We start from the raw sequence: 20,641 nt of genomic DNA, 5'->3' as shown, positions 1-20,641 counted from the left end.
TCAGCGCCCCTCGGCGTCGGCGGGCCGGGTGCCGGGCCAGTTGCGCAGCAGGGCGTCGACGCCGTCCAGCACCCGTACCCAGCTCTCCTGCGGGTCGGGGGCGCTGTGGTCGAACCCGCCGCCGAGTTCCAGGCTGACGAAGCCGTGGAAGACGCTGCCCAGCAGGCGGACGGCGTGCGTCTCGTCCGGTCCGGTCAGGTCGTAGCCGCGCAGGATCGCCCGCATCATCTGGGCGTGCCGGCCGCCGGCGCTGGCGGCGGCCGTCGCGGGGTCGAGCCGGAGCTGGGCGGCGGCCCAGCGGCCCGGGTGCTCCCGGGCGTAGTCCCGGTAGACGTTCGCGAAGGCGGTCAGGGCCTCCTTGCCGGCCCGCCCGGCCAGCGCGTCGGCGGCCCGCTCGGCGAGTTCGCCCAGCGCGAGGAGCGCGATCCCGGTTCTCAGGTCCTGGGAGTTCCGGACGTGCGAGTACAGGCTGGCGACGGTGACACCGAACCGCCGGGCCAGCGCCGAGACGGTCACCTGGTCGAACCCCACCTCGTCGGCCAGCTCCGCCCCGGCGCGGATCAGGCGCTCCGAGGTGAGTCCCACTCGGGCCATGACCCTCCTCTCACTAAAGCCATTATGCGTTTGCCTAATATCTTTAGGCAAATTAGCGTGCCCTTCATGACGCCACTGACCGAGTCCGAGATCCGTGCCGCCTTCGTGAACTGCACCAAGGGCGAGGCGAAGCGCCTGACCGTCCCGCGTGACCTCGCCGACCGCCCCTGGGACGACCTCGACTACCTGGGCTGGCGGGACCCGCAGGCGCCCGACCGGGCGTACCTCGTCACCACGCTGGACGGCCGCCCGACGGCCCTCGCGCTGCGCTGCCCGAGCGCCGCGCCCCGGCAGTCGCGCAACATGTGCTCGGTCTGCCTCACCGCGCCGGCCGGGGGTGTCAGCCTCATGGTCGCGCGCAAGGCGGGCAGGGCCGGGCAGCAGGGCAACTCGGTCGGCACCTACCTCTGCGGCGACCTCGCCTGCTCCCTCTACGTGCGGGGCAGGAAGGACGCGGGGGCCGGCGCCCGGCTCCCCGAGTCGCTCACGCTGGAGGAGAAGATCCAGCGGACGGTGGCGAACCTCGCCGCCTTCATGGCCCGGGTGACGGCCTGACCAGCACCCGCGACCGGGACGCCGGTCAGCGCCCCTCGGCGTCGTCCATCGCCCGGTAGATCCGCTGCTCCGACACCGGGTACGGGGTGCCGAGCGCCTGGGCGAAGACGTTCACCCGCAGCTCCTCGATCATCCAGCGGATCTGCCGGACCGCCGTCGACTGCCGTCGGCTCGGCGGCAGCGCGGCCAGCATGTCCTGGTACTCCTTCTGCACCACCGCGATCCGGTCCTGTTGTTGCTTGTCCCGCTGCGGGTTGCCGGCCAGCCGGTCCAGCCGCCGCTCGATGGCGGTCAGGTAGCGCAGCAGGTCGGGCAGGCGGGCGTAGCCGGCCTCGGTGATGAAGCCGGCGTGCACCAGGCCGCCGAGCTGGGCGCGGATGTCCGCGAGGGCGGCCACCACGGCCAGGTTCCGGGTGGCGCCGAGGCGCTGCTCCACCGCGTACGCGGCGGCGAGCACCCGGCGGACCCGGTCCATCACCTCGACCACGGTGTCGATCAGGTCGGCGCGGACCTTGTCCCGCAGCGCGGCGAAGCCCTCGGCGTCCCAGGCCGGGCCGCCCGCCTCACCGATCAGCTTGTCGATCGCGGCGCCCGCCGCGTCCTCGATGAGCGCCTGCACCCCGCCGTGCGGGTTGCGGGACAGCGCCAGCTTCGCCTCGTTGCTCAGCCGGCCCTGGAGGAACTTCGCCGGCGACGGCACGGTGAGCCGCAGCAGCCGCCGGGTGCCCGCCCAGTGCGCGGCCTCCTGCTCGCCGGGGGAGTCGAACACCTTCACCCCGACCGTGCCGCCCTCGTCCACCAACGCCGGATACGCGGTGACCGCGTAGCCGGCCCGGACCTGCTCGATGGTGCGGGGAAGCGCGCCGATGCTCCACTCCCTGAGCCCGCTCCGGGCGACGTCCGGCGCGGCGGCGGCGACGACCTGGCGTACCTCCTGGCGGAGCTGACGTTGCAGGGCCGGCAGGTCCTTGCCCTCGGCGACCGGCTTGTCGTCCTCGCCGAGCACCCGGAAGGTGACCCGCAGGTGCGGCGGCAGCTTCGGCAGGTCCCAGGCGTCCCGGGGGACGGTGACCCCGGTCATCCGGCGCAGCTGCCGGGTGAGCGCGTCCAGCAGCGGCTCCTCGCCGGCCGGCATCGCCGCGAGGGCCGCGCGGGCGTAGTCGGGGACCGGGACGAAGTTGCGCCGGATCGCCTTCGGCAGCGACCGGATCAGCGCCACCACCAGCTCCTCGCGCAGGCCGGGCACCTGCCAGTCGAAGCTCTCCGCCGGCACCTGGGTCAGCAGCGGCAGGGGGATGTCCACGGTGACGCCGTCGGTGGCGGTGCCCGGCTCGAACCGGTAGGTCAGCGGCAGCGCGACCCCGTCGGCCCGCCACTCGTCCGGGTAGTCCGCCTCGTCCACCCCGCCACGGCCGGAGTTGATCAGCAGGTCGCGGGTGAAGGTGAGCAGGTCCGGCTGGTCCCGGCGGACCTTCTTCCACCAGGAGTCGAAGTGCCGGCCGGAGACCACGTCGGCGGGGATCCGCGCGTCGTAGAACCCGAAGATCGTCTCGTCGTCGACCAGGATGTCCCGGCGGCGGGCCCGGCTCTCCAGCTCCTCGATCTCGGTGAGCAGCCGCCGGTTGTCGGCCCAGAACCGGTGGTGGGTGGACCAGTCGCCCTCCACCAGGGCGTGCCGGATGAACAGCTCCCGGCTCAGCGCCGGATCGATCCGACCGAAATTGACCTTGCGGGAGGTGACCAGCGGGATGCCGTACAGGGTGACCTTCTCGTAGGCCATCACGGCGGCCTGCTTCTTCTCCCAGTGCGGCTCGCTGTAGCTGCGCTTCACCAGGTGCTGGGCCAGCGGCTCGACCCACTCCGGCTCGATCCGGCCGTTGACCCGGCCCCAGAGCCGGGAGGTCTCCACCAGCTCGGCGGCCATCACCCAGCGCGGCGGCTTCCTGAACAGCGCCGAGCCGGGGAAGAGACCGAACTTCGCCCCCCGCGCGCCCAGGTATTCGTGCTTCTGCGCGTCCTTGAGCCCGACGTGCGACAGCAGGCCGGGCAGGAGCGACTGGTGCACCTTCGGGGTGTCGATCTCCTCCGGCAGGTCGGCGGCCGGGCCGCGCCGGCCGTCACTCTTCTCTCCGGTACGTAGCACCTGGCGCAGCTGGCTGACGATGTCCTGCCACTCGCGCACCCGCAGGTAGTTCAGGTATTCCGCCCGGCACATCCGGCGGAACGCGCTGGAGGACAACTCCCGCTGCTGCTCCCGCAGGTAACGCCACAGGTTGAGGAACGAGACGAAGTCCGACTCCTTGTCGGCGAACCGGGCGTGCGCCTGGTCGGCCTGGGCCTGCTTCTCCGCCGGCCGTTCCCGCGGGTCCTGGATGGAGAGCGCGGCGGCGATCACCACCACCTCGGTGGCGCAGCCGTTGCGCTCACCCTCCAGCACCATCCGGGCCAGCCTCGGGTCGACCGGGAGCTGCGCCAGCCGCCGGCCCAGCGCGGTGAGCCGCTTCGCCGGGTCGGCCTCGGCCGGGTCCAGCGCGCCCAGCTCGTGCAGCAGGTTGACGCCGTCGGTGACGTTGCGCCGGTCCGGCGGGTCGAGGAACGGGAAGGCGGCGACGTCACCCAGCCCGATGGAGGTCATCTGGAGGATGACCGAGGCCAGGTTGGTCCGCAGGATCTCCGGGTCGGTGAACTCGGGCCGGGACGCGAAGTCCTGCTCGTCGTAGAGGCGGATGCAGATGCCGTCCGAGGTACGACCGCAGCGCCCCTTGCGCTGGTTCGCCGACGCCTGGGAGACCGGCTCGATGGGCAGCCGCTGCACCTTGAGCCGGCTGGAGTAGCGGGAGATCCGGGCCGTGCCGGGGTCCACCACGTACTTGATGCCGGGGACGGTCAGCGAGGTCTCCGCCACGTTGGTGGCCAGCACCACCCGGCGACCGGCGTGCGGGGCGAAGACCCGGTGCTGCTCGGCGGCCGACAGCCGCGCGTACAGCGGCAGGATCTCGGTGCCCAGCAGCGACCGCCTGGACTCCACCAGCTTGCCGAGCGCGTCGGCGGTGTCCCGGATCTCCCGCTCGCCGCTGAGGAAGACCAGGATGTCGCCGGGCCCCTCGGCGGCCAGCTCCTCGACCGCGTCGCCGATCGCCTGGATCTGGTCGCGGACGTTCTCCTCGTCGGCCTCGTCCTCCTCGGTGACCTCGACCAGCGGCCGGTAGCGCACCTCGACCGGATAGGTCCGCCCGGAGACCTCGACGACCGGCGCGGGCCTGCCGTCGGCGTCGGGGAAGTGCCTGGCGAAGCGGTCGGTCTCGATCGTCGCCGAGGTGATGACCACCTTGAGGTCGGGACGGCGGGGCAGGAGCTGCTTGAGGTAGCCGAGGATGAAGTCGATGTTGAGGCTGCGCTCGTGCGCCTCGTCGATGATCAGCGTGTCGTACTGGCGCAGCATCCGGTCGGTCTGCAGCTCGGCCAGGAGGATGCCGTCGGTCATCAGCTTGACCAGGCTGTTGTCGCCCACCTGGTCGGTGAAGCGCACCTTGTAGCCGACCACGTCGCCCAGCTCGGTGCCGAGCTCCTCGGCGATCCGGTCCGCCACCGTCCGCGCGGCCAGCCGGCGGGGCTGGGTGTGCCCGATCAGCCCGGTGATGCCGCGCCCCAGCTCCAGACAGATCTTGGGCAGCTGGGTTGTCTTGCCGGAGCCGGTCTCGCCGGCCACGATCACCACCTGGTGGTCGCGGATCGCCGCCGCGATGTCGTCCCGGCGCTCGCTGACCGGCAACTGCGCCGGATAGGTGATCGTCGGGACGGCGGCCCGCCGGCTCGCCAGCCGCGCCTCGGCCCGGTCGACGTCGGCGCCGATCTCGGCGAGGGCGGCCTCGCGTCGCTGCGGGTCGCGCAGCCGGCGGACCCCGTCCAGCCGGCGCTGGAGCCGACGCTGGTCGCGGAACATCAGGGCGGGCAGGCGGCGGTGCAGCTCGCGGACGGAGTCGGGTGCGGCGGGTGCGGCTGGATTCTGCATGTCGTCGCCAAGGATAGGCAGGCTCGCGGCGGACCGCCCCCGGGTTACCGGCCGGGGCGTCCGGGCCGGGCCCGTGGAGGGCCGTTCCGTGCGCGCCGTCCGGGGTAGCGGCCCGTCGTCGGGCTAGAGTGGCCGCCGAGCGACGTCGAGCACGGGGACGGGATGATCATGCGGGACACCGACCGGGCGCTGGTGCAGGCCGCCACCGCCGTCGCCAAGCTCCGCTGCCGCAGCGACAACCACACCGTCGCCGCCGCCGCGCGGACCACCGACGGGCGGGTCTTCACCGGCGTGAACGTCTTCCACTTCACCGGCGGACCCTGCGCGGAGCTGGTGGTCGTCGGCGCCGCCGCGACCCAGGGCGCGGGCGAGCTGGAGGCCATCGTCGCGGTGGGGGATCGGGGTCGGGGAGTCATCCCGCCCTGCGGGCGCTGCCGTCAGGTCCTGCTCGACTACTTCCCGTCGATCAAGGTCATCATCGGTCCGCCGGACGCGCTGCGCCTGGTCCCGGTCGTCGAACTGCTCCCCGAGACGTACGTCTGGGCGGAGCACCAGGTGGAGGTGCCGAGCGTGCCCCGGACCGGCGTGTGGCCGATGCCGGTGGTGCCGGGCAGTCGTCCCGCCGCGGAGGACTGAGCGGCGCGCCTGCGCGGGGCTAGTCCCCGGCGGCGACCTCCAGCATCGACTTCGGTACCGGCACGTTCTCGAAGCGCACGTTGCCCTCCGGGACCATCCAGCTCATCACCTGGGCGACCAGCCGGCCGGCCCGTACCGCCGGGTCGTTGGCGTAGAGCTCCCGCGCCATCTCCGGGTCGACGGAGAGCACGGCGAAGCCGCGTACCCGTTCGTCGTCACCGCCGAGGAACGGCCCGGCGGCGAGCACCGCACCCTGCTCCACCAGCCCCGCCTGGTGGGCGAGGTGGGCGTCCTGCAACCGGTCGGCGGCGTCGCGGGGCAGCTCGGGCGGGTCGGTCGGGCGGACCAGGAGCACGACCGTGTGCTGGTCGAATCGCATGGGTCCAGCGTATGGCCGCGCTCCGCGCGGCAGGCGGGAACCGGATCGACACCCACGAGTTAGGTCTACCTAACCTGTTCCGCTAAGGTAAGGCGAACCTAAGTTGAGGGGTGACATCGTCATGACCACCGTCGCCGCCCGGCCCGCCCGGGCCGGTGCCACGGCCCGCCGGCCCGGTGCCCGCCGGCCCGTGGTCGTCGGGGTGGCCGTGCTGCTGCTGGTGCTGGCCCTGCTCGCGAGCCTCGCCCTCGGCAGCCGGCCGCTCGCCCTCGCGCAGGTGTGGCAGGCGCTGACCGCCCCCGACGGCGGGGAGGCCAGCAGCATCGTCCGGGAACTGCGGCTGCCGCGGACCGCCCTCGGGCTCACCGTCGGCGTGGCGCTCGCCGTCGCCGGCGTCCTCTTCCAGGCGCTCACCCGCAACCCCCTCGCCGAGCCACGGATCCTCGGCATCAGCGCCGGGGCCTCCTTCGGCGTGGTGCTGGCCATCGCCGTCTTCGGTGTCGGCACCCTCGGCGGGTACGTCTGGTTCGGCATCGGCGGTGCGCTGCTGGCCGGCCTGCTCGTCTTCGCGGTGGCCCACCGCACCCGCGAGGGCGCCGGGCCGGTCACCCTCGCGCTGATCGGCGCGGCCCTCGACGCCAGTCTCGCCTCCGTCGTGTACGCGCTGCTCAGCATCGACGCCCGCACCTTCGAGGAATACCGGTTCTGGGTCGTCGGCGGCCTCACCGGCCGGGACCTCGACGTCGCCGGGCAGGTGCTCCCCTTCATCGGAGTCGGCGTGCTGCTGGCCGCGCTGGTCGCCCGGGGCCTGGACGCCCTCGCCCTCGGCGACGACGTCGCCCGCGGCCTGGGCCACCGCACCGGCCGGGTACGCCTCACCGGCGGTGTCGCCGCCGTGCTGCTCACCGGCGCCGCCGTCGCCGCCGCCGGGCCGATCGCCTTCGTCGGGCTCGCCGTGCCGCACCTGGCCCGCGCCCTGGTCGGCGCCGACCACCGGTGGACCCTGCTGGTCTCCGCCCTGCTCGGACCGGCCCTGCTGCTCGGCGCCGACGTCGCCGGTCGACTGGTCGCCCCACCCGGTGAGGTGCCCGCCGGCATCGTCACCGCGCTGGTCGGCGCCCCGCTGCTCGCCCTCCTCGTCCGCCGCGCCCGCGTGGTGGCCGCGTGACCGCGACGAGCCTCTCCCCGACCCGTCGGGGCGTCGGTCACCTGCCCGGGCGGTGGCTGCTGCGGGCCGGTCCGGTGAGCGTGCAGGTCCGCCGCCGCTCCGTCGGCGTGGCCGCCGTGCTCACCGTGCTGCTGGCCGCCGCCGGGGTGCTCAGCCTCTCCCTCGGCACGCCGTACGTCGCCCCGGCCGACGTGCTGCGCGCGCTCTCCGGCGCCGGCACCCCGTACGACCTGGTGGTGCTGGACCTGCGGCTGCCGCGCCTGGTGCTCGCGGCGGTGGCCGGCGCGGCGTTCGGCGTCGCCGGCACGCTGATCCAGAGCGTCGCCCGCAACCCCCTCGCCAGCCCCGACGTCATCGGCATCACCCAGGGTGCCGGGCTGGCCGCTACGGTCGCCCTGACCGGCGGGGCCGCCGCCGTCCTCGTCGCCCCGGCCGCGCTGGTCGGCGCGCTGCTGGCCGCCGCCCTGGTGCTGGCCCTCGGCGCCCGGCACGGCCTGGCCGCGCAGCGCTTCGTCCTCGCCGGGGTGGCGGTGGCGTTCGCGCTGCGCGCGCTCACCGAGGTGGTCATGCTCACCGCCGACCCGATCGACGGGCTCCGGGCGCAGCTCTGGCTGATCGGCACCCTCGCCGGCAAGGGCTGGTCGGAGGCGGCCTGGATCGCGCTCACCCTCGCCGCGCTGCTGCCCGTCCTCGCCTGGGCCGGCTGGGCGCTGAACAGCACCGCCCTCGACGACGACACCGCCCGGGGCGTCGGACTGCGCCCGGCGGCCCGCCGCGTCGGCCTGGCCGCCACCGGGGTGGTCGCCGCCGCCAGCGTCACCGCCCAGGTCGGCGCGGTCGACTTCGTCGCCCTGGTCGCCCCGCAGGTGGCCCGCCGGCTGGTCCGCGCGGAACGCCCGCCGCTGCTCTGCGCCGCCCTGCTCGGGGCACTGCTGCTGGTCCTGGCCGACCTCGCCGGCCGGCGGCTGTTCGCCCCCACCCAACTGCCGGCCGGGGTGCTCACCGCCGCGATCGGCGGCCCGTACCTGATGTTCCTGCTGCTGCGCGCCCGGCGGCGGTCCTGATGGCCGCCGACCCGTGCCGAGGAGGCCCCCTTGCTCGCCACCCGTGACCTGGTCGTCGGCTACGACGAGCGGACCGTCCTGGACGGCCTCGACGTGGACCTGCCCACCGACGCCTTCACCGTCATCGTCGGGCCGAACGCCTGCGGCAAGTCCACCCTGCTGCGCACCATGGCCCGGCTGCTCACCCCGCGCCGGGGCGGCGTGCTGCTCGACGGTACGGCCATCCGGGACCTGCCCACCCGCGAGGTGGCCCGGCGGCTCGGCGTGCTGCCGCAGAGCCCGCTGGTGCCGGAGGGGGTGACCGTCGCCGACCTGGTCGGCCGGGGCCGGCAGCCCTACCAGCGCTGGTGGCGGCAGTGGTCGGCGCAGGACGCCGAGGCCGTACGGCAGGCGATGCTCCGCGCCGACGTCGACGCGCTCGCCGACCGCCCGGTGGACAGCCTCTCCGGCGGCCAGCGGCAGCGGGTCTGGATCGCGATGACCCTCGCCCAGGACACCGAGGCGCTGCTGCTGGACGAGCCCACCACCTTCCTCGACCTGGCCCACCAGGTGGAGGTGCTGGACCTGTTGCACCGGCTGCGCGCCGAGCGGGGCCGCACCGTCGTCGCGGTGCTGCACGACCTCAACCAGGCCGCCCGGTACGCCGACCACCTGATCGCCATGCGCGCCGGCACGGTGGTCGCCGCCGGGCCGCCCCGCGACATCCTCACCGCCGAGCTGGTCCGGGACGTCTTCGGCCTCGACTGCGTGGTGGTGCCCTGCCCGGTCACCGGCGCGCCGCTGGTGGTCCCCGGCCGTCCCGGTTCGCTGCGCGCCCCGGCGGCCCCGTCCGCCGCCGTCGTCCCGGCCCCGTCCGCCGCCGTCGTCCCGGCCCCGTCCGCCGCCGCCGTCGTCCCGGCTCCGGCCGGTTCCGTCACCGGCGGGGCGGCCCGTCCGCCCGCCGATCCGTACCCCTCGAAAGGACACTGATGCGTCGTCTCGCCGCCGCTCTCACCGCGGCCCTCACCCTCGGCGTGGGCCTCACCGCCTGCGGAGAGAGCGACCCGGTCGCCGGCACCGCCGGCGGGCAGACCCGGGAGATCACCCACGCGATGGGCACCACCCGGGTGCCGGCCGAGCCGAAGCGGGTGGTCGTCCTCGACACCGACAAGATCGACACGGCGCTCTCGCTGGGGGTCACGCCGGTCGGCGCGGCCACCGCGGGCGAGGCGAAGAGCTGGCCCACCTACTTCGGGGCGGAGAAGCTCGCCGGCATCACCGAGGTCGGCGTGCTGACCGAGCCCGACCTGGAGGCGATCACCGCGCTCAAGCCCGACCTGATCCTCGGCAGCCGGTTCCGCCAGGAGAAGTTCTATGACGAGCTGACCGCCATCGCGCCGACCGTCTTCACCGAGAAGGTCGGCATCACCTGGAAGGAGAACTTCCTCCTCGACGGTCGGGCCCTGGGGCGCGAGCAGCAGGCCCGTGACCTGCTGGCGGCGTACGAGAAGCGGGCGAAGGACCTCGGCGCCAAGCTCGGCGACGCCGCCTCGCGGGAGATCTCCATCGTCCGCTTCATCCCGGGCAACATCCGGGTGTACGGCCCGGACTCCTTCTCCGGCATCGTCGTCGGCGACACCGGGCTGGGCCGCCCCGCCCGGCAGCGCCTCGACGGCAAGGAGGACAAGCGCTTCGACCTGGTCAGCCCCGAGCGGGTCAACGAGGTCGACGGCGACGTCATCTTCGTGACCGCGTACGGCGACAAGGCCGCCGCCGAGCAGGCGAGGCTCACCGCCGGCACCCTGTGGAAGAGCCTCGGCGCGGTCAGGGCCGGCAACGCCCACGTCGTCTCCGACGAGACCTGGATGACCGGCATCGGCGTCACCGCCGCCCACAAGATCCTCGACGACCTCGAAACCCACCTCCCCACCTGACCCCACCCCCCGTCCGCCTGCGCGCGCCTGTGCGCGCGCCTGTGCGCGCGCCAAATTCACGGAATGAGTGGCCATCCCGCTGGTAATGGCCACTCATTCCGTGAACGTTCAGGCCGTGCGGGCGGCACGGCGGGCGGTCAGGGCGGCGCGGATCTCGGCGAGGACGGCGGGGAAGTCCTCCTTCATGCGTTTGCTGGTGACGTGGAGGACGATCCAGTCGTTGCCGAGCAACTTGTTCAGGCGCTGCCGGTCGCGGTGGAACTGGTCCGGATCGCGGTGCCACAGGCCGTCGTATTCGACGGCCACCTTGAGTTCGGGCCAGGCGAGGTCGACCCGGGCCACGAAGCGGTTGCCGCGTTCGATGACGTGCTGGGTCACGGGTCGGGGAAGCCCGGCCTGAACGAGTCGCACCCGGAGCCGGGACTCGGGAAGTGACTCCGCGCCTCCGTCGACCAGGCTCAGGACCTCGGCGAACCTGCGGACTCCTCGCGTTCCCCGGCGTCGGGTCAGATATGCCGTCAACTGCGGCAGCCGGACCAGCCCGGCATGGACCAGTGCATCGACCAGTGCCACCGCCTCCACGACGTCCAACCAGCAGGCCAGGTCCCAGCACGTACGGACGGCGCTGGTCACGGGGATCTGCTCGATCCGCTGCACGTCATCCTCGGACCACCGGCAGACGTGGATGAGCAGACCCGCCAGCGGCCCGAATCGGGACGCCGGGTCCACCAGCACCTCGACGGGTTCGTCCGGCCCCGGCGTCGGACCACCCAGCAGGGCGACAGCCGATCGTCCTGCCACCACACACCCGGGCGGAAAGAGCCACGACGCGGCCGCCCGGCAGCGGGTGCCGTGGGAGATCGGCAGACGTGCGTCGGCGTAGACATTGTGGAACACCTGCCGCCACGCGCTGCTCCGCAGTTCGTTGCGGGTCAGCAGACCGCGCTGAATCACGTCCCGCGCGAAGAACACCTTCCCGGCCAGTTCAGCCGGACGACGAGGATGACGAGCCACCCTCCCACCCTCACCCCCCACCCACCCCACCGAAAGCCCCTGTGGACAACGCCCCGCCCAGCGCCGCACTTTCACGGAAAGAGTGGCTATCCGACGAGGAATAGCCACTCTTTCCGTGAATTAGTCGACGGCTCGCGAGCGTGGGCGCGCGAGGCGCGCGGGGGTGGAGGGTCAGGCGGCGGTGGACCAGATGGCGCGGAAGGCGGCGGCTTCGCCGGCCAGCCACTGTTCGACGTGGTCGGGCTTGACCGCGTCGGGCATGCGGTGGGTCTCGCCGCGCCGGACGTCCACGAGGACGGGCTCGGCGTGCGGGAGGACGGCGTCCATGTGGCGGGCCATCAGGTGCAGCGTCGCCAGCACCGCCTCCTCACTCGGCGGGGTCTCGTCGAAGTGCAGCCGGACGGCCTCGGCGCGGCCGTCGGCGTACCGGATGCCGAAGTGGGGGTTGATCTTGACGGGGAGGTCGCCGAGCATGGCCAGGGCGTCGCGGGTCTGGGTCAGGTCGACCCCGGTCGGCTCGCCCAGCGACTGGAGCCACCGGGTCGCGCCCGGCACCAGCGCCTCGTAGAGCGGGCGCCAGCGGGGCTTGACCAGGTCGGCGACCTGGGCCAGGTGGGTGCCGCCGGTGTGGAAGGCGACGTCGGCCTTGAGCGCCTTGACGAACTGGCCGTGCGGGTTGAAGCCGTGCCGGCTGGCCCGCTGCTTGCGCAGGCCCCCGACGAAGGTGGCCTTGGTGGGCCCGGTGCGGTCGACGTACCGGGTGAAACCGAGGAGGGTGGCGTACGGCGTGAGGGGGGCGGAGATGGGCGCGGTCACGAGCATCCTCCCAGGTCAGGAACTCGATTAGTACATACATTCTAATCGACGGGCCTGACATCGCCCAGGGTGCAAAAGGGGCCGTCCGGACGCACCGGACGGCCCCTTGGAAGAAGTTCCTAGAGCTGGCCCACGGAGACGATCCGGACCACCGCCGCGCCCACCTCGTCGGAGGCGGCGAGGTCCACCTCCGCGCTGATGCCCCAGTCGTGGTCGCCCTCCGGGTCGTCCAGGATCTGGCGTACCCGCCACGTCGAGGGGCCCTGCTCGATCATCAGCAGCGCCGGCCCGCGCGCGTCCGGCCCCACCCCGATCGAGTCGTACGACTCGAAGTACGGCTCCAGCGCGTCCGCCCAGGCGTCGGCGTCCCAGCCCGAGGCGGAGTCCAGCTCGCCGAGGTCCCACCAGCGGCGCAGGGCGGCCAGCTCGACCCGACGGAAGAGCGCGTTGCGCACCAGCACCCGGAACGCCCGCGCGTTGCGGGTGACCGCCGGCGGCCGGTCGTCCAGGGCGGCGTGCGCCTGGGCCACCTCCGCCACGTCGGACGGGTTGCGCAGCCGCTCCCACTCGTCGATCAGGCTGGAGTCGACCTGGCGGACCAGCTCGCCCAGCCACTCGATGAGGTCGACCAGCTCCTCGGTCTTGGCGTCCTCGGGCACGGTCTGCCGCAGCGTCTTGTACGCGTCGGCGAGGTAGCGCAGCACCAGGCCCTCGGAGCGGGTGAGGGAGTAGAACTGGACGTACTCGGTGAAGGTCATCGCCCGCTCGTACATGTCCCGGACGACGGACTTGGGGGAGAGCTGGTGGTCGGCGACCCACGGGTGGCCCTGCCGGTACATCTCGTACGCGCCGTCGAGCAGTTCGGCGAGGGGCTTGGGCCAGGTCACCTCGTCGAGCAGTTCCAGGCGCGCCTCGTACTCGATGCCCTCGGCCTTCATCGCGGCGACCGCCTCGCCGCGGGCCTTGAACTGCTGCGCGGAGAGCACCTGGCGCGGGTCGTCGAGGATCGACTCGATCACCGAGAGCACGTCCAGGGCGTACGACGGGGACTCGGTGTCGAGCAGTTCGATGGCGGCCAGGGCGAGCGGGGAGAGCGGCTGGTTGAGGGCGAAGTCGAGCTGGAGGTCGACGGTGAGGCGGACCCGTCGGCCCTGCTCGTCGGGCTCGTCGAGCTGCTCGACCACCCCGCCGGCCTTGAGCGCCCGGTAGATGGCGATGGCGCGGCGGATGTGCCGGCGCTGCGCGGCCGGGTCCTCGTGGTTGTCCGTGAGCAGGTGCCGCATCGAGGCGAACGCGTCGCCGGGGCGGCCGATGACGTTGAGCAGCATCGAGTGGCTGACCTGGAAGCTGGAGGTGAGCGGCTCGGGCTCGGCCTCCACGAGGCGCTGGAAGGTCGGCTCGCCCCAGCCGATGGAGCCCTCCGGCGGCTTCTTCTTGACCACCTTGCGGCGCTTCTTCGGGTCGTCGCCGGCCTTGGCGAGCGCCTTGGTGTTCTCGATGACGTGGTCGGGGGCCTGCACGACGACCCGGCCGAGGGTGTCGAAGCCGGCCCGCCCGGCCCGGCCGGCGATCTGGTGGAACTCGCGGGCCTTGAGCAGCCGGGTGCGCACCCCGTCGTACTTCGACAGGCCGGTGAAGAGCACGGTGCGGATCGGCACGTTGATGCCGACGCCGAGGGTGTCGGTGCCGCAGATGACCTTGAGCAGGCCTGCTTGGGCCAGGGTCTCCACCAGGCGGCGGTACTTGGGCAGCATGCCGGCGTGGTGCACGCCGATGCCGTGCCGGACCAGCCTCGACAGCGTCTTGCCGAAGCCGGAGGTGAACCGGAACCCACCGATCGCGGCGGCGATCATGTCCTTCTCGGCGCGGGTGCAGACGTTGACGCTCATCAGCGCCTGGGCGCGTTCCAGGGCGGCGGCCTGGGTGAAGTGCACGACGTAGACCGGGGCCTGCTTGGTCTCCAGCAGCTCCTCCAGGGTCTCGTGCAGCGGCGTCATCGCGTACGAGAAGAGGAGCGGGACCGGCCGCTCGACCGAGCGGACGACGGCGGTCGGCCGCCCGGTGCGCCGGGTCAGGTCGTCGACGAACCGGGTGGTGTCGCCGAGGGTGGCGGACATCAGGACGAACTGCGCCTGCGGCAGCTCGATGATCGGCACCTGCCAGGCCCAGCCCCGGTCCGGCTCGGCGTAGAAGTGGAACTCGTCCATGATCACCTGGCCGACGTCGGCCCGGGTGCCCTCGCGCAGGGCGAGGTTGGCCAGGATCTCGGCGGTGCAGCAGATGATCGGGGCGTCGGCGTTGACGCTGGCGTCCCCGGTGAGCATGCCGACGTTCTCCGCGCCGAAGACCTCGCAGAGCGCGAAGAACTTCTCCGACACCAGCGCCTTGATCGGCGCCGTGTAGAAGCTGGTCCGGTCGTCGGCAAGAGCGGCGAAGTGGGCGGCGATCGCCACCAGGCTCTTGCCCGAGCCGGTCGGCGTATTCATGATCACGTTGGCGCCGGAGACGATCTCGATGACCGCCTCCTCCTGGTGCGGATAGAGGTCGAGGCCGCGCTCCTTCGCCCAGCCGGCGAACGCGTCGTAGAGGGTGTCGGGGTCGGCGCTTCTCGGGAGCGCGGCGGTGAGCGTCATAGCGCCCCCCATCGTGCCCGGATCATGGCCTCCGGCGCCAACCGGGTCGGCCGCGACGCCCACCGGACGCACCGCCCGTCCCGCGCGTCCCGTCCCGCGCGCCACCCCGGCGGTACGCCGGCGGGTCAGTCCCGGGCGACGCGGCGGTGGACCAGGTCGAAGATCGGTCGCCCGGCGGTCAGCGCCCGGCGCTCGAACTTGGTGACCGGCCGGTGCGCGGGACGGGGGGCGAAGCCGTCGTGCTCGTCGACCAGCTCCGGGTCGCCGGTCAGCGTCTCCCGCATCGCCTCGGCGTACTCGGCCCAGTCGGTGGCGCAGTGCAGCGTCCCGCCGGGGACCAGCCGGGAGCGCAGCAGGGCGACGTGCTCGGGCTGGATGATCCGCCGCTTGTGGTGCCGGGCCTTGGGCCACGGGTCGGGGAAGAAGACGTGCACCGCGTCCAGCGACGCCTCCGGCATGGCCCGGACCAGGTCCAGCGCGTCACCCCGGGCGACCCGGACGTTGCCCAGCCCGGCCCGTTCGGTCAGCTCCAGCAGGTGGGCGATGCCGGGTGTGTGCACCTCGACGGCCAGATAGTCCCGGTCCGGGTCGGCCGCCGCCATGGTCGCGGTGGCGTCACCCATGCCGGAGCCGATCTCCAGCACCAGCGGGGCCCGCCGCCCGAAGAGCGCCGTCGGGTCGAACGCCCCGTCGAGGTCGTCGATGTCCAGGCCGTACGCCGGCCAGAGCCGGGTCAGCGCGTCGCGTTGCCGGTCGCTCATCCGCCCGCGTCGGGGGTGGAAGGTGCGGATCCGGGCGACGTGCGCGGCGGCGGAATTCGGGTCGGTGGAGGTCACAGCGACCCGAGCGTACGCGACGGTTCCGGTGGATCGGATGTGCGGTGCGACCGGGAGTGAGAGGATTCATCCCGTACGCAGGACGGGCGTTCCGTCGCCCGGGACCGCCCAACGGCGCCGGGAGGGGTCATGGTGTCAGTCACGCGCCGCGCCGCGCGGGTGCTCGCCTGCGTCGCGTTCGCCGCCCCCCTCCTCGGGGCGGTTCCCGCCCTGGCCGCCGAGCCGGCCCCCGGTGGGCCGGGCGCCGAGCAACCCGACCAGGGGCAGCCGCCGCCCGGTGACCTGATCTTCGTCGAGGTCACCCCGAGCACGGTGCAGCCGGGCTACCTGGTCGGCATCCGGGCCAGTTGCCGGGACAACTCGATCCCGGCGACCGTGGTGTCGGACGCCTTCGGCCGGGTCCAGGTGCAGCCGCAGCGGGGCCTGCTGACCGCGTCCCCGATGGTGCGGGAGCGCACCCGCCCCGGTAACTACCGGGTCAAGCTGGAGTGCCCGGGCGGGCAGACCGCCTCGACGATGCTCCAGGTCGTCAAGCGGGTCCCGCCGACGCCCACCCACGCCCCACCCACCCGCGTACCGCCCAGTCACGGGCCGGCGACCGGCTTCGGCGGCACCGCCCGCGGGCCGGGTCTCGGTGAACTGCTGGTGCCGGGCGGCCTCGCGCTGACCCTGGCCGGCGCGGTGGTCGGGCTGGTGACCGTACGCCGGCCCGGCGCGGCCCGGGGCGCCGCCCGACGGTGAGCCGCGTCGTGGGCACCCATCCCGCTCCGCAGCCGGCCGCCCGGCCGGTCGGGCGGGACCGGCGGCAGGGGCGCAGTCCCTGGTCGGCGCCGCTCGCGGTGGTGCTGGTGCTGCTCGGCGTCTTCGCCACCGGGGCAGGACTGGGCCGGACCGTCGGGCCGTTCGACCAGGTGGCCGGGGCGGCGCGACCGACCCGGAGCGCCGCCGCCGCCGAGCCGGTCCGGCTGCCGGCCAGCCGCCCGGTACGCCTGGCGGTGCCGTCGATCGAGGTGGCCGCCCCGGTGACCCCGGTCGGTCAGGCCGCCGACGGTTCGGTCGACGTCCCGCCGCTGAGCCGGCACCAGGAGACCGGCTGGTACGACCGCGGCCCGACCCCCGGCGAGCCGGGCCGGGCGATCATCGTCGGGCACGTGGACACCAAGAGCGGCCCGTCGGTCTTCTATCACCTGCACGAGCTGAAGCCGGGGGACCGGATCGAGGTGACCCGCTCCGACCGCAGCGTGGTGACCTTCGCGGTGCAGAGCGTGGAGCACTTCGACAAGTCGAACCTCCCCGCCGACCGGGTGTACGGCGACGACGGCCCGGCCGAGCTGCGCCTGATCACCTGCGGCGGCGAGTGGGTCGGCGGGCGGACCGGCTACGCGGACAACGTGATCGCCTTCGCCTCGCTGGTCGGCACCCGCCGCCCCTGACCTGCCCCGTGTCGCCGGGGTCAGCTCTTGCCGGTGACCTGCTGGACCACCTCGAACTCCAGCAGCGAGGCGCCGGAGGCGACCGGCCGGCGCTGCTCGCCGCTCTCGCCGCCCGCGTGCGCGGCCCGGGACGGCCCCGCGGCCCACGCCTGGTAGGCCTCCTCGGTCTCCCAGCGGGTGTAGACGAAGTAGCGGTTCTCCCCGGCGACCGGGCGGAGCAGCTCGAAGCCGAGGAAACCGGGGGAGTTCTCCACCGCGCCGGCCCGGGCGGCGAACCGCTTCTCCAACTCCTCGCCGGCACCCGGCGGGACGTCGATCGCGTTGATCTTCACGACTGCCATGGCTCCACCCTAACCGCGCCCGACGGGTCGGCCCGCCGGTGCGCGTGCTCAGAACGACTCGACGGCCGGCACCAGCTCCGCGTCGACCACGATCGGGGCGTGGTCCGACGGGCCCTTGCCCTTGCGCGCCTCCCGGTCCACGTACGCGGAGCGGACCGCGCGGGCGAACGGGGCGGAGGCGTAGACCAGGTCGATCCGCATGCCCTTGTTCTGGTGGAACATGCCGGCCCGGTAGTCCCAGTAGGTGTAGGGGTGCGGGCCCTTCATCGGGGTGGGCACCACGTCACTGAGGCCCAGGTCGCGCAGCGCCGCGAGGGCGGCCCGCTCGGCGGGGGTGACGTGGGTGGAGGTGACGAAGACCGCCGGGTCCCAGACGTCGGCATCGGTCGGGGCGACGTTGAAGTCCCCGCAGACCGCGAGCGGCAGCGCGCCGGCCAGCTCCGGCTCCAGCGCGTCCCGCAGGGCGGCGAACCAGGCCAGCTTGTAGACGTAGTGCGGGTCGTCGGGGGAGCGGCCGTTGGGGACGTAGATCGACCAGACGCGTACCCCGCCGCAGGTGGCCGAGATGGCCCGGGCCTCGGGCTCGGGGAAGCCGGGCTCGTCGGGGAAGCCGACGGCCACGTCGGCCAGCCCCACCCGGGACAGCACGGCCACCCCGTTCCACCGGCCGTCGCTGTGGCTGGCCACCTCGTAGCCCAGCTCGCCCACCTCGGCGACCGGGAACGCCCCGTCGGGGCACTTGGTCTCCTGCAGGCAGACGACGTCGGGCTCCGTGCTGGCCAGCCAGTCGAGCAGCCGGGGCAGGCGGGACTTCACCGAGTTGACGTTCCAGGTCGCCAGGCGCATGACTCCAGCCTGCCGCATCCGGCCCCGCCCCGCCGCGCGGTGGCCCGGGGTGTCGCGGTGGGACGCCGAGCGGTGTCGGGCCGGTCAGGTGCCCGGGGTGTCGCCCGGGTGGGTCTGCTCGGCCAGGAAGCGTTCCAGCTCGGCGCCGAGTTCGTCGGCGGTGGGCAGCGGGCCCGTCTCGGCGGCCAGCAGGTTCTTCTCGCCGCGGCCCCGGGCGAAGGCGTCGTACTGCTCCTCCAGGGCCTGGACCAGGGTGGCCGCCTCGTCGGTCTGGGCGACCTGCCGGTCGATCTCCACCCGGACCACCTCGGCGGCGCTGCGCAGCCCGTCGCGCGGCAGCAGCAGCCCGGAGCTGCGGGAGACGGCGGCGAGCAGCGCCTCGGCGGCGGCCGGGTATTCGGCCTGGGCCACGTAGTGCGGCACGTGGGCGGCAAACCCGAGAGCGTCCCGGCCCTGCTCACCGAAGCGGTATTCGAGCAGGTGGCCGACGCCGGCGGGGACCTGCACCCGTTGCAGCCAGGGCTCGTAGCCGGAGATCAGCTCCCGCCGGGTGGCGTGTGCGGTCACCCCGGCCGGGCGGGTGTGCGGCACCGCCATCGGGATCGAGTTCAGCCCGACGGTGAGCCGGACGTCCAGCCGGGCGGCGAGGGCGCCGACGGCGGCCACGAACCGCTCCCACTGCAGGTCCGGCTCGGGGCCGGTGAGCAGCAGGAAGGGCGTCTCGTCGTCGTCGTGCAGCAGGTGCAGCTCCAGCTGCGGGGCGTCGTAGTCCGCCCAGTGGTCCTCGACGAAGGTCATCACGGGCCGCCGGGAGCGGTAGTCGAAGAGCTGGTCGACGTCGAACCGGGCGATCGGACGGCCCTCGAGGGAGGTGAGCAGCTGCTCCCGGGCCAGCCGGGTCGCACTGCCCGCGTCGACGAAGCCCGTGAGGGCCTGGATCAGCACCGGCTGACCGAGGTCGGACAGCTCGTCGCTGAGTTCGTAGAGCTCATGTGGGTCGAGCACCGGTCGGACCTCCCTGGGAACGCGCGTCCGGGCGCCGTACGCGGACGACGCCCCGTTCGGGGGAACGTACCCGCCATCCTCTCGCATTCCGGCGGAGGCCGGTCCGTCGGCGGCAGCATGATCACAATTGGGTCACCCCGGTGAACGAACCGGACCGATCGGTCCGACGCGCACCCGGTGTCCGGCGTACGGAGGAGGCGGCCATCCCCCGAACGGTGGAGTCGGTCGATCATGCCCGACTCCGGTCCCGGCCGCGTGCTACCTACCCTCCGTCACCCTGCCGGGGGTGAGACGGAGGTATGTGAGGTCCAAGAGGTGCGTCCCTGGCCTTCCCGCCCTGGTCAGCAGCGTCCGGTTGGGAGGCGTGGGAATGTGACCAGCGCCACTCAATCACGCTGGGTGATCAGCGTTCCGCATGCCTAGCCTCGTCGAATGCGTGACGACGGCACCCTCGACGACCAGCACGGCCTCGGCGGTTCGGCTGACCGTTCGGACGATACCCACTCCACCGAACAGCCCGCCACCGCTTCCCGGCTCCTCGACCTCGGATCCCTGCGTACCCGCCTCGGCGACCTCTCTAACCCCTTCGCCGCCCGGCCCGGGCGCACCCGGATGGCCGCCGCCACCGGCCTGGTCTGCTGCCTCGGACTGATGGGCTTCGCCCAGGTCCGGGCCGACGCCGGGGATTCCCCCGTCCCCGACCAGCGGGCCGAGATCGCCCAGCGGGCCGAGCCCCAGGTCGCCTCCCGTGGCGAGCAGCGCCCCTCCACCGCCCCGGTGACCCCGACCGCCTCGCCGGTCAACCCGGACGTCTCGCCGTCGGCGACGACGAAGCCCAGGCCGAAGGTCAAGCCGAAGCCGAAGGTCAAGCACCGGCCGAAGCGGATCGCTCCCGTCGCCGGGCTCGACCGGGCCCAGATGGACAACGCCACGGCGATCGTGCGGGCCGGCCGGGAGATGGGCGTGCCGCGCCGCGGCCTGGTCATCGCCGTCGCCACCGCGATGCAGGAGAGCAACCTCTACAACTACGCCAGCGGGGTGCTGCCGGAGTCGCAGAACTACCCGCACCAGGCCATCGGCTGGGACAACGACTCCGTCGGGCTGTTCCAGCAGCGGCCCAGCAGCGGCTGGGGTTCGGTGGCCGACCTGATGCAGCCCGCGTACGCCACCCGGCAGTTCCTCAGCGCGCTGGAGGAGGTCCCCGGCTGGCAGGACCTGCCGCTGACCGTGGCCGCCCAGCTGGTGCAGGTCTCCGCCTTCCCCGACGCGTACGCCCAGCACGAGTGGCGGGCCGAAGAGGTGGTCGACGCCATCCTGGGCTGACCGGGCGGGGTCGCTCACCACTGTGGACGCTTACCGACCGGCCGCCCCGGGTACACAGGGTTGCCGGTCCCGG

19 protein-coding genes are annotated in these 20,641 nt (G+C 73.5%); 9 read left to right on the top strand and 10 right to left on the bottom strand.

The features are described from left to right. Positions 1 to 594 carry a TetR/AcrR family transcriptional regulator gene (locus ABUL08_RS13910; protein ID WP_350938141.1) on the bottom strand — a complete coding sequence of 198 codons (594 nt, stop codon included), beginning with the start codon at positions 592 to 594 and terminating at the stop codon, positions 1 to 3. A 66-nt stretch (positions 595 to 660) separates the two neighbouring features. Between ABUL08_RS13910 and ABUL08_RS13905 the strand changes: the two genes are divergently transcribed. Next, complete coding sequence (locus ABUL08_RS13905; RefSeq protein ID WP_350938139.1) at positions 661 to 1,149, top strand: FBP domain-containing protein; 489 nt, start codon at positions 661 to 663, stop codon at positions 1,147 to 1,149. A gap of 25 nt (positions 1,150 to 1,174) precedes the next feature. Here ABUL08_RS13905 and hrpA read toward each other — a convergent pair whose 3' ends face one another. Continuing rightward, a complete protein-coding gene (gene hrpA / locus ABUL08_RS13900) occupies positions 1,175 to 5,161 on the bottom strand; it encodes an ATP-dependent RNA helicase HrpA (RefSeq protein WP_350938137.1) in 3,987 nt (1,328 codons plus the stop codon). 168 nt (positions 5,162 to 5,329) lie between these two features. Here hrpA and ABUL08_RS13895 point away from each other — a divergent pair, with 168 nt between their 5' ends. Beyond that, on the top strand, positions 5,330 to 5,797 hold the full coding sequence (locus tag ABUL08_RS13895; protein ID WP_350938135.1) for a cytidine deaminase family protein: 468 nt from the start codon (positions 5,330 to 5,332) through the stop codon (positions 5,795 to 5,797). Between the two features lie 19 nt (positions 5,798 to 5,816). On the opposite strand, the gene ABUL08_RS13890 is transcribed toward ABUL08_RS13895, so the two are convergent. Further along, complete coding sequence (locus ABUL08_RS13890; protein WP_350938133.1) at positions 5,817 to 6,176, bottom strand: YciI family protein; 360 nt, start codon at positions 6,174 to 6,176, stop codon at positions 5,817 to 5,819. 121 nt (positions 6,177 to 6,297) lie between these two features. On the opposite strand from ABUL08_RS13890, the gene ABUL08_RS13885 reads away from it, so the two are divergent. The 4 genes from ABUL08_RS13885 to ABUL08_RS13870 are packed head-to-tail and all read left to right on the top strand — an operon-like array spanning position 6,298 to position 10,321. Next, a complete protein-coding gene (locus ABUL08_RS13885; protein WP_350938131.1) occupies positions 6,298 to 7,344 on the top strand; it encodes a FecCD family ABC transporter permease in 1,047 nt (348 codons plus the stop codon). Continuing rightward, positions 7,341 to 8,408 carry a FecCD family ABC transporter permease gene (locus tag ABUL08_RS13880; protein WP_350938130.1) on the top strand — a complete coding sequence of 356 codons (1,068 nt, stop codon included), beginning with the start codon at positions 7,341 to 7,343 and terminating at the stop codon, positions 8,406 to 8,408. The genes ABUL08_RS13885 and ABUL08_RS13880 overlap by 4 nt, the downstream gene beginning before the upstream one ends. 30 nt (positions 8,409 to 8,438) lie before the next feature. Further along, entirely contained in the window at positions 8,439 to 9,377 is a 939-nt protein-coding gene (locus tag ABUL08_RS13875) for an ABC transporter ATP-binding protein (protein ID WP_350938128.1), read from the top strand. After that, entirely contained in the window at positions 9,377 to 10,321 is a 945-nt protein-coding gene (locus ABUL08_RS13870) for an ABC transporter substrate-binding protein (RefSeq protein WP_350938126.1), read from the top strand. Before ABUL08_RS13875 ends, ABUL08_RS13870 begins: the two co-directional genes overlap by 1 nt. Positions 10,322 to 10,429: 108 nt before the next feature. Here ABUL08_RS13870 and ABUL08_RS13865 read toward each other — a convergent pair whose 3' ends face one another. The 4 genes from ABUL08_RS13865 to trmB all read right to left on the bottom strand — a co-directional run bounded on the left by ABUL08_RS13865 (position 10,430) and on the right by trmB (position 15,545). Further along, positions 10,430 to 11,335, bottom strand: coding sequence for an endonuclease domain-containing protein (locus ABUL08_RS13865; protein WP_350938124.1), 906 nt, complete (start codon positions 11,333 to 11,335; stop codon positions 10,430 to 10,432). 171 nt (positions 11,336 to 11,506) lie between these two features. Then, positions 11,507 to 12,151, bottom strand: a complete 645-nt coding sequence (locus ABUL08_RS13860) for a hypothetical protein (RefSeq protein WP_350938122.1) — start codon at positions 12,149 to 12,151, stop codon at positions 11,507 to 11,509. Between the two features lie 119 nt (positions 12,152 to 12,270). Further along, complete coding sequence (locus tag ABUL08_RS13855) at positions 12,271 to 14,784, bottom strand: DEAD/DEAH box helicase (RefSeq protein WP_350938120.1); 2,514 nt, start codon at positions 14,782 to 14,784, stop codon at positions 12,271 to 12,273. Positions 14,785 to 14,909: 125 nt separating this feature from the next. After that, positions 14,910 to 15,545, bottom strand: coding sequence for a tRNA (guanosine(46)-N7)-methyltransferase TrmB (gene trmB, locus ABUL08_RS13850; RefSeq protein ID WP_350938623.1), 636 nt, complete (start codon positions 15,543 to 15,545; stop codon positions 14,910 to 14,912). Between the two features lie 204 nt (positions 15,546 to 15,749). Here trmB and ABUL08_RS13845 point away from each other — a divergent pair, with 204 nt between their 5' ends. Together ABUL08_RS13845 and ABUL08_RS13840 are read left to right on the top strand one after the other, a co-directional pair. Further along, on the top strand, positions 15,750 to 16,361 hold the full coding sequence (locus tag ABUL08_RS13845) for a hypothetical protein (RefSeq protein ID WP_350938118.1): 612 nt from the start codon (positions 15,750 to 15,752) through the stop codon (positions 16,359 to 16,361). Beyond that, positions 16,358 to 17,053, top strand: coding sequence for a class F sortase (locus ABUL08_RS13840; protein ID WP_458329394.1), 696 nt, complete (start codon positions 16,358 to 16,360; stop codon positions 17,051 to 17,053). The genes ABUL08_RS13845 and ABUL08_RS13840 overlap by 4 nt, the downstream gene beginning before the upstream one ends. Positions 17,054 to 17,073: 20 nt before the next feature. Here the strand turns inward: ABUL08_RS13840 and ABUL08_RS13835 are convergent, their stop codons facing one another. The 3 genes from ABUL08_RS13835 to ABUL08_RS13825 all read right to left on the bottom strand — a co-directional run bounded on the left by ABUL08_RS13835 (position 17,074) and on the right by ABUL08_RS13825 (position 19,245). Beyond that, entirely contained in the window at positions 17,074 to 17,394 is a 321-nt protein-coding gene (locus tag ABUL08_RS13835) for an antibiotic biosynthesis monooxygenase family protein (protein ID WP_350938115.1), read from the bottom strand. A gap of 48 nt (positions 17,395 to 17,442) precedes the next feature. After that, positions 17,443 to 18,240, bottom strand: coding sequence for an exodeoxyribonuclease III (locus ABUL08_RS13830; protein WP_350938113.1), 798 nt, complete (start codon positions 18,238 to 18,240; stop codon positions 17,443 to 17,445). Positions 18,241 to 18,324: 84 nt separating this feature from the next. Next, positions 18,325 to 19,245, bottom strand: coding sequence for a proteasome assembly chaperone family protein (locus ABUL08_RS13825; RefSeq protein WP_350938112.1), 921 nt, complete (start codon positions 19,243 to 19,245; stop codon positions 18,325 to 18,327). 432 nt (positions 19,246 to 19,677) lie between these two features. On the opposite strand from ABUL08_RS13825, the gene ABUL08_RS13820 reads away from it, so the two are divergent. After that, positions 19,678 to 20,568, top strand: coding sequence for a peptidase M23 (locus ABUL08_RS13820; RefSeq protein ID WP_350938110.1), 891 nt, complete (start codon positions 19,678 to 19,680; stop codon positions 20,566 to 20,568). Positions 20,569 to 20,641 lie beyond the last annotated feature (73 nt).

It is taken from the genome of Micromonospora sp. CCTCC AA 2012012 (assembly GCF_040499845.1).
Lineage (GTDB): Bacteria > Actinomycetota > Actinomycetes > Mycobacteriales > Micromonosporaceae > Micromonospora > Micromonospora mangrovi.
The sequence above is the reverse complement of the archived record's forward strand: the minus strand, read 5'-3'. Positions and strand labels throughout refer to the sequence as shown.